This window comes from Mesorhizobium loti R88b, assembly GCF_013170845.1.
GTDB lineage: Bacteria > Pseudomonadota > Alphaproteobacteria > Rhizobiales > Rhizobiaceae > Mesorhizobium > Mesorhizobium loti_B.
This window is the reverse complement of record NZ_CP033367.1, coordinates 2,492,205-2,506,140: the sequence shown is the minus strand read 5'-3', so window position 1 is coordinate 2,506,140 and position 13,936 is coordinate 2,492,205. Positions and strand designations below refer to the sequence as shown.

Annotated in this window: 12 protein-coding genes; 3 read left to right on the top strand and 9 right to left on the bottom strand. The window is 63.6% G+C overall.

Going from position 1 to position 13,936, the window contains the following annotated elements:
- Positions 1–193: 193 nt before the first annotated feature.
- The 9 genes from EB235_RS12050 to EB235_RS12010 form a co-directional block, all read right to left on the bottom strand.
- A complete protein-coding gene (locus tag EB235_RS12050) occupies positions 194–667 on the bottom strand; it encodes a helicase HerA-like domain-containing protein (protein WP_027030758.1) in 474 nt (157 codons plus the stop codon).
- A gap of 95 nt (positions 668–762) precedes the next feature.
- On the bottom strand, positions 763–1,311 hold the full coding sequence (locus tag EB235_RS12045; protein ID WP_032925533.1) for an invasion associated locus B family protein: 549 nt from the start codon (positions 1,309–1,311) through the stop codon (positions 763–765).
- Positions 1,312–1,375: 64 nt separating this feature from the next.
- The gene (locus EB235_RS12040) at positions 1,376–1,837 is read right to left on the bottom strand and encodes a DUF4189 domain-containing protein (protein ID WP_027030760.1); all 462 of its coding nucleotides are present in this window, start codon (positions 1,835–1,837) and stop codon (positions 1,376–1,378) included.
- A 36-nt stretch (positions 1,838–1,873) separates the two neighbouring features.
- Positions 1,874–2,542: a hypothetical protein gene (locus EB235_RS12035; RefSeq protein WP_027030761.1), complete on the bottom strand. Its 669-nt coding sequence runs from the start codon at positions 2,540–2,542 to the stop codon at positions 1,874–1,876.
- 13 nt (positions 2,543–2,555) lie between these two features.
- Positions 2,556–3,116, bottom strand: a complete 561-nt coding sequence (locus tag EB235_RS12030; RefSeq protein ID WP_027030762.1) for an invasion associated locus B family protein — start codon at positions 3,114–3,116, stop codon at positions 2,556–2,558.
- A gap of 7 nt (positions 3,117–3,123) precedes the next feature.
- Complete coding sequence (locus EB235_RS12025) at positions 3,124–8,361, bottom strand: beta strand repeat-containing protein (RefSeq protein WP_027030763.1); 5,238 nt, start codon at positions 8,359–8,361, stop codon at positions 3,124–3,126.
- A gap of 196 nt (positions 8,362–8,557) precedes the next feature.
- On the bottom strand, positions 8,558–8,977 hold the full coding sequence (locus EB235_RS12020; protein WP_027030764.1) for an AraC family transcriptional regulator: 420 nt from the start codon (positions 8,975–8,977) through the stop codon (positions 8,558–8,560).
- A 180-nt stretch (positions 8,978–9,157) separates the two neighbouring features.
- Positions 9,158–10,069 carry a helix-turn-helix transcriptional regulator gene (locus EB235_RS12015; RefSeq protein WP_027030765.1) on the bottom strand — a complete coding sequence of 304 codons (912 nt, stop codon included), beginning with the start codon at positions 10,067–10,069 and terminating at the stop codon, positions 9,158–9,160.
- A 347-nt stretch (positions 10,070–10,416) separates the two neighbouring features.
- Entirely contained in the window at positions 10,417–10,611 is a 195-nt protein-coding gene (locus tag EB235_RS12010) for a hypothetical protein (RefSeq protein ID WP_027030766.1), read from the bottom strand.
- A gap of 293 nt (positions 10,612–10,904) precedes the next feature.
- Here EB235_RS12010 and EB235_RS12005 point away from each other — a divergent pair, with 293 nt between their 5' ends.
- The 3 genes from EB235_RS12005 to EB235_RS11995 all read left to right on the top strand — a co-directional run bounded on the left by EB235_RS12005 (position 10,905) and on the right by EB235_RS11995 (position 13,695).
- Positions 10,905–12,368 carry a phospholipase D-like domain-containing protein gene (locus tag EB235_RS12005; RefSeq protein ID WP_027030767.1) on the top strand — a complete coding sequence of 488 codons (1,464 nt, stop codon included), beginning with the start codon at positions 10,905–10,907 and terminating at the stop codon, positions 12,366–12,368.
- 168 nt (positions 12,369–12,536) lie between these two features.
- Positions 12,537–13,277: an endonuclease/exonuclease/phosphatase family protein gene (locus EB235_RS12000; RefSeq protein WP_032926455.1), complete on the top strand. Its 741-nt coding sequence runs from the start codon at positions 12,537–12,539 to the stop codon at positions 13,275–13,277.
- Between the two features lie 100 nt (positions 13,278–13,377).
- Positions 13,378–13,695: a hypothetical protein gene (locus EB235_RS11995; RefSeq protein ID WP_027030769.1), complete on the top strand. Its 318-nt coding sequence runs from the start codon at positions 13,378–13,380 to the stop codon at positions 13,693–13,695.
- Positions 13,696–13,936: the final 241 nt, after the last annotated feature.

Sequence of the window (13,936 nt, the reverse complement as noted above, 5' to 3'; positions counted from 1 at the left end):
ATCCGCCGCGAGGCAGGGCGGAGCGCGCGTTCTGCTTAGAGGCATGGCGACGCGAAGAACTGAAGACCTGGTTCAAATCGGAAATGCCGGCGGCGGCGCAGTGCAATTCTCGTCCGACCCCAAGCCCCAGAATCCCTGAAAACAACGCTCAGATCACCCCAGCCAACTTCAGCCCCGCTGCTGCCACCGCTCCTCAAGCTGCGATCCCCGCCAGCCGGCGCGCCGCGCCCGGGGCGGGCTCCCGGCTGATGTCGATCGTCGGGACGTGCTTCAGGTAGAGGTTCGGCTCGGGCACGATCGCCTCGCCTTCCAGTCCAGGGTCTATCCCCCTCGCCTCCATCATGCGGCGGTTGAACGCCCGGCCGGCGATGTGCTCCGCCATGCCGGCGTGGTATTTCTTCCGCAAGGGCGTCGACTCGAGCACGAGCTGGCGCTCTTCAATCGAAATCGATCCGACCTGCGCGGTCGGCATGATCACCAACACTTTTTCGACCTCTGTCGGCACATTGTCATCGCCGATGACCGAGACCAGCGCCTCGCCGATCTTGAGCGTGGGCAGTTCCTCTTTCGTCATGAAGCCCTTGCGCGGACGGATGGTTTCGGCAGCGGCTTTGATCTTGCGAAGCTGATTGCGGATGCGTTCCTGAAGGGGCGAGGCTGCGGTCATCGCGCGACGCTAGCATTGTGTTTTTCGCAGGCATAGTGCGCATGCCGACCCTGCAATGAACGCCGTCAGCGAAGGCCGCTCAACCTGAGCTGTCCTCACCGCGCGCTCAGCGCAACCATGCGGTCGAGCGCCGCGGTCAGGCCGTGTAGCGACACCGGGAATGTTAGCGGCGTCTCGGCGTCTGTCGTGACATTGAGCTTCAGCACCTCGCCTCCCCTCAGCTTTCCAAGCACCGACCGGTCAATGGAAAACACCGCGAGGCAGCCCGCTGGCAGGCAGGTCCGCAATCGTTGCTGCAATAGCGGCGGCTGATCGTCGATCTGGAGTGTCACGCCCGGGTCGAACAATATGCCGAAGGGAAGCAACAAGGTTCCGGCCACTCCGCCCTTTTGCCCCACGCGCAATTCCACGGCCAGAAGTCTCTGGCCGTTTTTCTGCGTCTGGTCCTGTGTGACCGTGCAGACCCGGGCGTTGTCCTGCATTCTGCAGGCCAGCTGCCAGTCCTGATAGGTTTCCTGGAGTGACGATGCGCCGTTCGGAAGCGAGGCGGCCTGTTGCTCTTGCGCGGAAGCAGCCGGCACCGAGGCAGCGAAGGCAACTGCGTAGACGGCGACGGCCTTCAGGGAAAAATCTCTATGAACCAATAAAGGAGGCCTTCTCGGTGCGGGGGAATGCCCAGATCAGCTTCAGGACGCCTTGTGGCTGCTGTCAGGTACAGACCCACTCGCGGATCTTGCATTGGGCTCCCCCTGCCTCGCAGGCGCGCAAGGCGAGGTCTTCCGCTTCCCGACGGGTCTCGGCCGAGTTCACCCCCCAGGGCGTGAAACGGCTATCGACTTTGTCGGCCACGGCGAGCGCACCGCAGTGCTTGTAGGGAAAGCCGGTCTCGTCGTCGTCATTCCAATGGCGATGGTTGCGGAAGACGGCGACGACGTTGCAGGCCTTTCCGCCTGCGTTCTCGCAATATTTCTGCGCGATGTCGTTTGCCTCCTGCCGCTTGTCGGCGCCCCAGAAGAAGCCGTATTTGCTGTCGGTCTGCGAATAGGCGATCGCCGCCCAGATGCCTTTTTCTTCCTTCTGCGGCTCCGGCGGCGCCACCAGATCGGCCGAGACGACTTGTCCGCTCCACAACAAGGCCAAGCCCAAAACTGCCCAAGCCTGCAATCTCATGGTCGGCACCCCTTTCCTTGATCCCGGTCGCTTGCCTTACTTCGCCGCCGAAGCGACGGAGATCACGACGCAGCTTTTGCCCGTCGGCAGCAGAAGAGCTTCACCGGCATTGCCGCCGAGCTCGTAGACCTCGACCTGCCCAAGATGGTCGGTGATCTTGCTGCCTTGCGGCAGAATGGACGGAATGTCCGCGCATGGGCTAGCGAATGGTGCCACCCGCACCATCGCCCCCTCGCAGCCCGAGGCGGTGGGCGACGCGAAAACGACGCCGGCAGCCGGTCCGCTATAGCCTTCCGTCCGATAGTCCATACCGACAAAGGCCTGGACGGCGTGTTTGTCGGCGGCCTGGTCGTTCCACAGCGATTTGACGCTGTATTTCGTGCCGGTCGTCAAAATCTGTCCGAGCACCGGATAGATGGTCGAACAGGCCTGCACCCCGGCCTGCTTGACATGCTCGAGGAAAGGCGTGTCCGGAAGCGCCGGGTTGGCTGCCTCAGGCTGTGCGGCCGTCGCGCTGCCGACCAAATTGGCGATCGCGGCATAGTTTCCGGCGGCAAAGCCAAGGCCCGCCACGACAAGCCCCAACAGTGAAAATCCGACGACGCGCGGCCAGCGCCGCCGCTTGGGTTCGACCAGCCTCTGCCGATCCGCATCGACTGTCGGACTGCTGCGTTTTGCGGATATGAACTGGTCCTGCTGGCTCATGGTGCTGCCCCGGTTATTTGACTGGCGAAAGGGCCTCTGTCAGCCCCTTGAGTGTTGCTGCGGTCACGGTGATCGTCTTGCCGTCGACGGTCGGATAGGAGATCGCCGGCGTCGCGTTCAGCGAGATCTGCTGGCGCATGACCGGCCCGACCGGCAACATGCCGACACAGACCATTTCATTGCAGCCGTTCAGGTGCACGTCGATCGGCTGCGCCTGTCCGCCGAACTTCAGCGACACCAGACCGTCGCTCCTGGCATTCGGCGCCGTGCGCAGGATCATGTAGGGCTTGCCATCCTGCGTGGCGGCAAGCGACCAGCTGAAGGCCATCTTGCCGGACGCGTCCTCGATCACCTGCGAGACATTGCAAACCTTCTTGCGGGCCTTGAGGTTCTCGTCGCAGATCAGCGTCCAGTTCTCGAATGGGCGGATGGTGCGCTGATAGTCACCGAGCTTCACATCGGGCGGCAGCACCACATCCGAAGGCTTGATCCTGTAAGGCGAGGCGACCTGCCCGGCAGCCGGCGCGAGGCCGCCGCAGAGCGCCAGGCAAGTCAGGGCAACAAGTCCTTTCATTCCTGCCTCAGTTCAAGGTGAAGCTGATGCCGGCACCGACGCCGACATGCCCACCCGCCGCCGTGCCCGACACATTGCCGCGGATGCGGCCGTCCTCGCTGGTGTAGCCGGCGCCGAAGGCCAAGGCGCTGGAATCCCGCCAGAAGCCGCCACCCGCCGCAACGCTCAGCTTGCCGGGACGGTCATCGTAGCGCAGCGAGGCGGCGGCGAGCCCAATCGCTGCCGCTTGCCGTGCTTCGTCGCGTATGCCGCCCAGGTCCGTATTGAGCTGGCTGAGCTTCTGGTCGGTATAGTTATTGGCCTGTTGCAAGGTCGTGGCCGCCACCTTGTCGGTATAGGTGTTGGACGTGTTGATGCTCGTGGCCAGCCCCTGGTTCAGCTGGTTGACGTTGACCGCATCGGTGCCGGCAACGCCGGGACCGACATTGGAGATGACGACCGGCGCGTTGACGTCGCCGCCCTGCAGCGTGATGCTGTTCTTCTTGCTGCCGTCCGGATTGGTGTCATACGTCACCGCGTTCTGGGTGAGCGATCCGAGGCCCGATTTCAAATCCTCGACCGCCGTGTTGGTGGCGTAGAGCTGCGAGCCGTTTATCGCATCGGTGCTGTTGGCGTTGACCTGTCCGGCGGCGACATTGGTGATCGTCCGCTCGGCGCCGGCAGCACCCACGCTGACGGTTCCGATCGGAGTGGTCCCGGCAAAGGTGTAGGTCTTGCCGTTGATGACGGTGCTGGACGTGCCGACCGCGGTCTGCGTCACCGAGCCCGAACCCAGCGCCACATCGTTAGCGTTGTTGGCCTTGGCGCCCTGGCCGAGCGCCACCGCGCCTTGGCCCGTGGCAGTCGAGCCATTGCCGGCGGCGAGGCTGTTGGTGCCGCTCGCCACGCTGGCCGGCCCGATCGCCACGCTGTCGGTGCCGCTCGCGGTGGAGTCGGCCAGCGTCGAATTGGCATGGAAATACTTGATGCCGCCGCCATTGCTGATGTTGGTGAGCGCATTGTCGACCGCGGTCAGCCCGTCATAGACAGTCGTGTAGGTGTTGCCCTGGACGGTGTAGGTCGGTCCGGTGATCGAGCCGTCCGGATTGACCGTGGTGTTGCCGCCGAACAGATTGGCGACGTTTTGCGACACGCCGCGCAACTGCGAGACGTTGACGGCATCGGTTTCGGCCGAACCCGCCGCGACGTTGGTGAGCTTGCGTTCGGCCCCGGCTGCGCCGATCGACACCTCGCCGACCGAGGTCTGCGGAGCAGTGAGGCCAAAAGCCGTATAGCCGGTCTGAGCGCCGACCGAGGTGATGGACTGAGCGCCCAGCGCGACGCTGTTGATAAAGGTGCTTTGAGCGCCGGCGCCGAGCGCCACCGACTGGATGCCGGACGCCAGCGAATTGGTGCCGAGCGCCAGGCCGTCGGCCAGCATGACATGCGCGTTCTGGCCAATGGCCGTGCCGCCGGGCGCAGTCTGGTCGACAATGGCGCCATTGCCGATGCCGACGCCATTGTCGCCGTTGACGACCGTCGTCGGACCGACCGCGACCGATTCCGCACCGACCGCGAGCGAGTCGCCGGCCGCCGAATTGGCATGGAAATACTTGGTCGACGTCACCGAGACCGAGGCGATCGCTCCCTGCAGCTGGCGGACCGTCACCGCGTCCTGCGCCTGCGTGCCGTCGGCGACATTGGTGATCTGGCGGTAGGATGTGGCGGTGCCGACCGAAACCGCGCCGAGCAGCGTCTTGTCGGTGGTGTTATACTGGATGAAGTTCGAGGGACCGGCCGCGATCTGGCCGGTAGCTGGCGCCAGGGCGCGATCGGACACCGAATCCGAACCGAGCGCCACACTGCCATCGATGCTGGCCGCACTGTCGCGGCCGAGCGCCAGCCCGCTGACGCCGGTCGCGGTCGCCTGGTAGCCGACGGCGCTGGAGCCGACCCCTTGCGCGAAGGAATCGGTCTGCGCCAGTCCGGTCTCGTTGGTGCGGGCGTAGCGGATGCCCACGCCATTGGCGTCGGTATAGGCGGTCGAGGTATCGCCGGCGATGTTGCTGATCGTGTTGCCGAGATTGGTGACGGAACTGCCGATGGTGTTGAGCGTGGTGCCGATGGCGTCGACCGCCTGGTTGGTGGCGAAGAGCTGCGAGCCGTTGATCGCGTCCGTCGAGGAGCCGCTGATCCGCCCCGCGGCGACGTTGGTGATGGTGCGTTCCGCGCCGACCGCGCCGACGCTCACCGTCGAGGCCGGGGCGGTGCCCTGGAAGGCATAGGTCGTGCCGTTGATCACCGCATTGGGCGTGCCGACCGCAACGGCGGTCACCGAGCCCGAGCCCAGCGCCACGTCGCCGGCGTTGCCGGCGTTGGCGAGGGCGCCCAGAGCGAGCGCATTCTGGGCGCCGGCATTCGCTCCTACACCGAGAGCGGTCGCTTGAACACCGGCTGCAGACGCGTTCTGGCCAATCGCCGTGCTGGAGGTGGCTGAAGCATTGGCATTGGGTCCGACGGCGGTGCTGAATTGGCCTGAGGCCTTGGCTATGTATCCAAATGCCGTTGCGTTGAGGCTCGATGCGACGGCGCCGTTGCCGATGGCCGAGGCGCTGACGCCGGAGGCGCTCGAATTGGTGCCGGCCGCGATGGCGTTCGTCCCGGTTGCGGTCGCGACGGGTCCGATGGCGACGGAGTCCGTACCCGTCGCCGACGAATCCGCAGCCGTCGAGTTGGCGTGGAAATATTTTATGCCGCCGCCGACATTGATGTTGTTGAGCGTGGCACCAATGGCATCGACCGCCTGGTTGGTGGCGAAGAGCTGCGAGCCGTTGATCGCATCTGTCGAGGAGCCGCTGATCCGCCCCGCGGCTAGGTTCGTGAGCGTACGCTCGGCGCCGACCGCGCCGATGCTGACTGTCGAGGTCGGATTGGTGCCCTGGAAGGCGTAGGTCGTGCCGTTGATCACCGCATTGGGCGTGCCGACCGCGACGGCGGTCACCGAGCCCGAGCCCAGCGCCACATCGCCTGCGTTGCCGGCGGTGGAAAGGGCACCCAGCGCGATCGCATTCTGGGCGCCGGCATTCGCTCCCACGCCGAGAGCGGTCGCTTGAACACCGGCTGCAGACGCGTTCTGGCCGATCGCCGTGCTGGACGTGGCTGTTGCGTTGGCGTTGGCGCCGATTGCGGTGCTGTATTGACCTGAGGCCTTGGATATGTAGCCCAACGCCGTTGCGTTGAGGTTCGATGCAATGGCGCCATTGCCGATGGCCGAGGCGCTGATGCCTGAGGCACTCGAATTGGTACCGGCCGCGATGGCGTTCGTCCCGGTTGCGGTGGCGACAGGTCCGATGGCGACCGAGTCCGTACCCGTCGCCGACGAATCCGCCAGCGTCGAGTTGGCGTGGAAATACTTGATGCCGCCGCCGGTGTTGATGGTGTTGAGCGTCGTGCCTATGGCGTCGACCGCCTGGTTGGTGGCGGCGAGCTGCGAGCCGTTGATTGCATCGGTCGACGTCGAGCTGATCCGCCCTGCCGCCAGATTGGTAAGCGTGCGTTCCGCGCCGGGCGCGCCGATGCTGACCGTCGAGGTCGGATTGGTGCCCTGGAAAGCATAGGTCGTGCCGTTGACCACAGCGCTGGCCGTGCCGACCGCTGCAGTAGTCACCGAGCCCGAGCCGAGCGCCACGTCGCCGGAACTCGCCGCCGCCGTCGCGCCATTGCCCAGCGCGACGTTGCCGGCAAGACCGGCGGCACCCGCGGTAGAGCCGTTGCCCAGCGCCACGGAGCCTTGCCCGATCGCCTTGTTGTTGTTGCCGATGGCGACGGCGCCGTTGGCCATGTTGGCAGCCGTAGCGGTCGCCGTGCCGTCGCTGTTGGCGATGTTGTTGGCGCCGCCGGTGAAGGCGCCGGTGCCGCTGGCATAGCTGGGATCGCCGATCGAGACCGCGCCGTCGCCAAAAGCGGTGTTGCCGGAGCCGATCGAGACGGCCTTGCCGCCGGTCGCCACAGCATTGGTGCCCATGGCGACGGCGTCGGTGGAATCCGCGACTGCCGTATTGCCGATCGCCACGGCGTTGGCAGCACTGGCGTTGGAACCGATACCGAGTGCGGTACTGCCTGTTCCACTGGCCTTGGTCTGCCTGCCAACGGCTGTGCTGTTTATGGCACTCGCCGTGGCGCCCAGTCCCAGCGCGCTTGCGTTCGCGGCGGTCGCCGTGGCGTTATTGCCGACCGCCGTGGCCGATACATCCGTGGCCTGTGCTCCCGAGCCCGCCGCGACCGAACCCACCCCACTCGACACGGCTCCATTACCCAAAGCCAGAGCGAAGTTGCCTGATGCGTTGGAGGTACTTCCAAGCGCCGTCGCGCTTTGTCCTGACGCAGCCGCCTGCTGTCCGCCGGCGAACGAATTAACGCCACTGGCGACAGATCCCCAGCCTGCGGCTGTCGCAAGGGCGGCGCTAGCCGTGGAGCTGGTGCCGAGCGCGGTGGAGTTCCCTCCCGAAGCAACAGAGAAGGTGCCCAAGGCGTTGGCGCCGCCACTGGTGGCTTGCGCCTGAACGCCGAGCGCGACCGAATTGGTGCTGCTTGAGACGGTGCCTTGGCCCAGCGCCATCGCGCCGCCTGCGCCCGTGGCTTTCGCGTTCAGGCCGAGAGCCACCGAGTATTGTGCCGACGCAACGGATGAACGTCCTACCGCGATGGCGTCGACCTGGGATGCCGTGACATCCGTACCGATGCCGATGGCGCTCGCGGCAGTGGCACCGGTCCCGGCGACAGTGCGCGAGCCAAGATAGATGGAGTTTAACGCGGAGGCGATCGTTCCAAACCCGATCGCGACTGCATTCTGGCTACCGGCGCTGGCATTGGTGCCTTGGGCAATCGAATCGATTCCGGCCTGAGTTGCTCCAGAGCCAATCGCGACACCCCGCAGTCCATTCGTAGTAGCGGACGGACCGACCGCCACCGAACCGGCGGTGTTTGCCGTTCCGCCACCGGCCGCATACTGCGCCAGCGCCGGCGTGGCGATGCCTCCGAGTGCGATCGTACCAAGCGCCGCTGCCAGAACCCTGCCGATGCCGAGCATGCCGAGCCCAGATCCCTTGCGGCGCATGCCGAGCACCCGATGCGCCATGCGCAGGATCGCCATCAGGCGACGGCGCATCGAGCGAGAGCCATGATCGGCCCCCGCGATCCACTGCCCGGCGAAATGCGCCGCGCGACGCCGAACAAACGAGCCACTCGAATTGCGATTGTCGGTCATGGTTCCCTCTCCGCTGGCCGGCACGAAATGTCTGACAATTCCGATCCACAGCAGGAAGACACGATTCTTGCCTGCAGTATTTCAGGAAATTGCTGTGTCGCGAGAAAAGAACGGAGCAACTCGACGGAGGTTAACGGCTCGTTACCTTAGCCGTCGCTTTAAGACCAAGTAATCAAACAATGCGGCAAGCGCCGCTTCATCTAATCTTCAAGTTAAGCTTGCCCACCCGCGCCTGTAAAGGCGTCACCTGCCGGTATTTCTTCATAACAGTGGTAAAATGGCTCTGGCTTGAAAACCCGGCCAGATTGGCGATATCCGCGATCGTCATGCGGCTTTCAGCAAGCAGTCTCTCGGCGAAGTCCAGCCGCAGATCGAGGACATATTGATGCGGCGGCACCCCGAACGTCCGGGAGAAGGCCCGCACGAAGTGATAGGGCGAAAGCGCGCAAACCGCAGCCATCTCGGCAAGCGCCAGCTTGCGCGTGAAGTTCTCTTCGAGGAAGTCCTGCACTTTGTGGGCGCTGCGGGCGGAAAGCCCGCCTTTCACGTTCAGCGTCGGTTGTCGCATCGCCGCTTCGGCCCTTGAAGCAAAGCTATTGATTTCCGCGCACTGCATGTCCGTGGACGATCCCCGCTTTCAAATGCTGAAGCACCAAAGCGCACCTGATGATGACTCACGCCGAAGATGGGCACAGCCGCAAGCGACGTATTTTGCAAAACTCCGGAACCTTTGTAGGAAATTCCGGTCTTTTGATATCCGGTCGACGAGTGTGGCCACTTTGCCATATCAGCACTTTCAGGTCTTGACTGGAGCATAGAAGGTCGGCGTCCGTCCTCTGTACTTCTTTATGGTCGCGGCCAGATGGCTCTGATCCGAAAACCCGGCGAGGTAGGCGACTTCGGCAATTGCGAGTTCGCCGTCGACGAGCAGCTTTTCCGCCAAGTCAAGGCGCAGATTGATCAGATAGCGATGCGGCGGCATCCCGAACGTCCTGGCGAACCTTGCGATGAAATGATTGGGGGAAACCCCCGCGACGGAAGCCAGTTCAGCGACCATGACTTTTCGCACGAAGTTCTCGTCGAGATATTCGCGCACGCGCCGAGCGCCAACGGCGGAGAGCCCGCCTTTGGGCAACACGGCCTGCCTGCTGCGGCTCGTGTAGGTGCGCAGCAGATGCACGCCGAACACCGTCAGCAGCGAATCCAGATAAAGCTCGTTTGGAGGCAGCGTCCCGGTCAGCTCGGCGGTGATCATCTGGGCTATGTTGAGGGCCCTCAGGTCGACCGTGCCGAACGCAGGCGGCTCGAACTCTGTGTTGACGATATCGGACTCATGAGCCGCCAGTTCCGATAGCGCTTCCGGCGATATGGAGACGACGGCGTTTTCCCTCGTCTCGGACCAGGCGAAGGTGCTGTCGACGCCTGCGGGATTGATGATGAGGCATCCGACCGGCGCATCGTATTCGGTGATCCTGTCGCTGCCGAGCGAGGCCCTGAATTTGCGTCCCGGTCTCAGCACAATTCCCGCCGAATGTTCCTTGGCCAGGAATTTCTGCGACCCGGGACTGCGGATGGAATGGATGATGCTGCCGCGCGCCGTGGCGCGTCTGGGACCTGCACTTTCTGGAATGATGTCCAGTACATATCGGGCTGTCCGATCGACGCCTCGGGAAACGCCGCTCTCCCGAGCCTCGTCCGCATTTTTCATTGCATCGCCTCGGCCGTCTTGCTGCCGCTCGAATCCCCCTTTGCCCGACCCCTAAGAGAGGGTAACGCACACAACTCGGCTAGGGAAGAACTCCCCCGCGCAAAGAAAAATCTTTATTCGGGAAAAGACAGAAAAAATGACCTATCGAGGAAGTCAGTGAGCATTCTGTTTCAGCCCACCGCCAGTCTCGCCATGCGAGAGTTTTCGTCGATTCCTGGCATGACCGGCTCCACGTTCTCCACTGTTTCTAGTACACCACCATAGGGGCTTGGTGCGGCCTTCGCAGGCCGACAGCCTGGTTTGCCACCGAGGTCGGCGACAGCAATGACGCGGGGCGGGACGTGCGGTTACAAATCGCCGCGACGTTTTTCGTACAGATCCCAGGTGAGTTCCACAAAAGCCAGGAGAACATCGTCCTGGTTCCAGCCGGACGCGACCGCCGCCTGGACGGTTTCACGGACGAGAGGCAGCAACTGGCGCTGGCATTCGGCCGATATGTCGCCGTCGCCCCCTGGAGGTCCCTCGAAGTTGAATCCCATCATTCGGCGCCTCCCCCACCCCTGATCAAAGTGTTATATCGCCATTTTCGTTCCCTCTGATATACAGTATATGTGGTACCAAAGTACAGGAAGCGTTGGACCACGAAGGCAGCACAGGACGATGCCGGACCACGCCGGCTCTATGCTTTCCCTCGGGTCATGTTGGCTTTCCAGGTGGGATCGCAGAGAAATTTCAGCCTGCCTGGAATAGGGACCTTCAGCCCAAGCGCTGACCGCCGTCCGCCGAAGACGCGGCTGCATTGCCTTCCGCAGTCGCTCGCTGGATAGTCCCGGCAATGTTCGAAACTATTGCGACTCACTGGCCCCATATCCTGGCGATCATCTCGGTGGTGATGGCGACCATTGGTATTGCCCATGCCGTCATGACCAAGGAGGATGTCCGCGCGGCCACCGGCTGGGTCGGCATCATGCTGCTGTCGCCGATCCTTGGCGTGCTGATTTACGCCGTTGCCGGCATCAACCGCATCCGCCGTGCCACCATCACCGCACAGCGCCCGCTTGCCGGCGATGCGGTGTCGGCCAAGCACGAGCGCGACATCGCCGCCGAGGAAGCCTTGATTGTCGAGCGCTACGGCCAGCGGTTCACCGGTCTGCGGACACTGGGCGACAGGGTGGCTCGGCGCACGCTCAATCCGGGCAATGCCATTGATGTGCTGGAGACCGGCGACGAGGCCTATGCCGCCATGTGCGCGGCGATCGATGGCGCCGAGCGCAGCGTCCTGCTCGAGACCTATATTTTCGACAATGACGCCGTCGGCCTGCTTTTCGTCGAAGCGCTGGCCGGCGCTGTCCAGCGCGGCGTCACCGTCCGCGTTCTGATCGATGCCGTCGGCGCCCGCTATTCCGTCCCCAGCATTCTGGGGCATCTGCGCCGCGCCAACATTCCCGCCGATGTCTTCAACGGCAACATCGTCATGGGCCTGCGCCTGCCCTATGCCAATCTGAGGACGCACCGGAAGATCGTGGTGGTCGACGGCGCCGTCGCCTTCACCGGCGGCATGAACATCCGCAAGGGCTTTTCCGCCGAGTTCGCCGGCTCGAACAGCGCCAGGGACACGCATTTCAAGGTGACCGGGCCGGTTGTCGCCGACCTGTTCTCGATCGCCGCGGAAGACTGGCGCTTCGCCACCAAGGAGGCGCTGAAGGGCGATGCCTGGCGCATCGCACCTTTGTCGCCCTCGCCCGGCGTGCCGATGCTGGTGCGGGCTGTTGCGTCCGGTCCCGATGCCAGCAACGAGACCAACCACAAGCTGCTGATCGGCGCCTTCTCCGTCGCCCGCAAATCGATCCGCCTGATGTCGCCCTATTTCCTGCCGGACCGGGAGCTGATCAGCGCGCTGATCACCGCTGCACGCCGCGGTGTCGAGATCGACATCGTCGTGCCAGCGGTGAACAACCTTTTCCTTGTCGACCGGGCGATGACGGCGCAATTCGATCAGGTGCTGAAGCACTATTGCCGCGTCTGGCGCGCCGAGGGGCCGTTCGATCATTCGAAACTGCTGTCGATCGACGGCGTGTGGGCCTATGTCGGTTCGTCCAATCTTGATGCCCGCTCGCTGCGGCTGAATTTCGAGATCGACCTGGAGGTCCTCGACGCCGGCTTTGCCAAAGAGATCGAGGCGCGGATCGGATCGGCTATGACCTCAGCCATACCGGTGACACTCGAAACCCTGCGCGCCCGGCCCTTCCTTGTCAGGCTGTTCGACCGGGTGCTTTGGCTGGGATCGCCCTATCTTTAACCTTTAACAAAGAGACGTATTTGCCGGATAGTTTGATGCAGGTCATGGAACATAGGCGCAAAGACTCTATTTGAGGTGCATAGTGAGAGCAGGCATGGCAGGCACACGGTGCGGATGAACGGACGCAGCCTCTCGGCAAGCATGCTTTTGTCCATTCGCGACAGGCGGATGCAGAAGGCAAACGCCGACGCGCACAAGGCGACCGCCACCACCGGCACGCTGGTCGCTTCCTACAACGTCCACAAATGCATCGGCGTCGATCGCAAGTTCGACCCGGAGCGGACCAGCCGCGTCATCCGCGAAATCGACCCCGACGTCATCGCCCTGCAGGAGGCGGACAACCGTTTCGGCGACCGCGACGGGCTTCTCGATCTGCCGCGCCTCGAACGGGAAACCGGCCTGGTGCCGGTGCCGATTTCAGCCACCGGCAAGGGCCATGGCTGGCACGGCAATGTCCTGCTGTTCAAGAAGGGCGTCGTGCGTGACGTGCATCAGATCAGGCTTCCGGGCCTGGAACCGCGCGGCGCGGTGGTGGCCGAGATCGACCTCGACGGAAACCGGACATTGCGCATCATCGCCGCCCATCTCGGCCTGCTGCGCCACTCGCGCTCCCAGCAGGCCCGTGTCGTGCTCGACATCATGAGCAGCGCCGATGAAAAGCCGACGCTGCTGCTTGGCGACCTCAACGAATGGCGGCTCGGCAACCGCTCCGCGCTCAACACGCTGCACGCGACGTTCGGGCCGCAGCCGCCGGCGGTCCCCACCTTCCCCTCGAACCTGCCGCTGCTGGCGCTCGACCGGATCATGACCAATCGGCACGGAATGATCGCGGCGGTGGAAGCGCATGATACGCCGCTCTCGCGCGTTGCCTCCGACCATCTGCCGCTGACGGCCTTCGTTCGTCTATAGGCCCGGTCTGTCGTGCATGGCCTTGAAAAACTCGGGATTCATTTTGGAACGCTAATTCTGTCTGCGAGTTGATACGCATTGAACCGCAGGAGGACGAAACATGAAGAAGTTATTCTTGGCTTCCATGGTGGCATTGGCCGCCACAGCCGCAGTCATTGCGCCGACGCAAGCCGCAAGCGTGATTATTCAATCCGACGGCAACCAGTATTCACCGGACGATAACGGCCAGATCGTCGTTCGCCGCCATCACCGGCATAACAACGACGAACAGTATGGCGACGACCAGAACGTGCAATATGATAACAACAACGATGGCGAGTATCGCCGCCACCATCGCCATCACCGCTGCCATATGGAGACAGTCGTGCATTGGCGCCATCATCACAAGGTGGTCGAAGACGTTCGCGTCTGCGGCTGAACCTGATCTGGTTTACATCCATGGCGACCGGCCCGCGAAGCGGGCCGGTTTCGTTCTGCCATTCGAAGTCGGTGGTGTGCGAGGCGTGCAGCCGTCGAGGCCGCCTGTTGGGCTCGGCGGCGCTTAGCGTATTTGTGGCTAAAGACTTTGGATTACCGGTCCGCAGGGCCGCGCCAAACCTGTCCAACTGTTAATTCGACTTCGTCAGGGTTCGGTCATATTGGTTGCGCTGGGGGGTGAA

Bases quoted from the DNA above. Each gene is read 5' to 3' on its own strand.
- EB235_RS12050 (WP_027030758.1), bottom strand. From the start codon at position 667: ATGACCGCAGCCTCGCCCCTTCAGGAACGCATCCGCAATCAGCTTCGC.
- EB235_RS12040 (WP_027030760.1), bottom strand. From the start codon at position 1,837: ATGAGATTGCAGGCTTGGGCAGTTTTGGGCTTGGCCTTGTTGTGGAGC.
- EB235_RS12035 (WP_027030761.1), bottom strand. From the start codon at position 2,542: ATGAGCCAGCAGGACCAGTTCATATCCGCAAAACGCAGCAGTCCGACA.
- EB235_RS12030 (WP_027030762.1), bottom strand. From the start codon at position 3,116: ATGAAAGGACTTGTTGCCCTGACTTGCCTGGCGCTCTGCGGCGGCCTC.
- EB235_RS12025 (WP_027030763.1), bottom strand. From the start codon at position 8,361: ATGACCGACAATCGCAATTCGAGTGGCTCGTTTGTTCGGCGTCGCGCG.
- EB235_RS12020 (WP_027030764.1), bottom strand. From the start codon at position 8,977: ATGCAGTGCGCGGAAATCAATAGCTTTGCTTCAAGGGCCGAAGCGGCG.
- EB235_RS12015 (WP_027030765.1), bottom strand. From the start codon at position 10,069: ATGAAAAATGCGGACGAGGCTCGGGAGAGCGGCGTTTCCCGAGGCGTC.
- EB235_RS12010 (WP_027030766.1), bottom strand. From the start codon at position 10,611: ATGATGGGATTCAACTTCGAGGGACCTCCAGGGGGCGACGGCGACATA.
- EB235_RS12005 (WP_027030767.1), top strand. From the start codon at position 10,905: ATGTTCGAAACTATTGCGACTCACTGGCCCCATATCCTGGCGATCATC.
- EB235_RS12000 (WP_032926455.1), top strand. From the start codon at position 12,537: ATGCAGAAGGCAAACGCCGACGCGCACAAGGCGACCGCCACCACCGGC.
- EB235_RS11995 (WP_027030769.1), top strand. From the start codon at position 13,378: ATGAAGAAGTTATTCTTGGCTTCCATGGTGGCATTGGCCGCCACAGCC.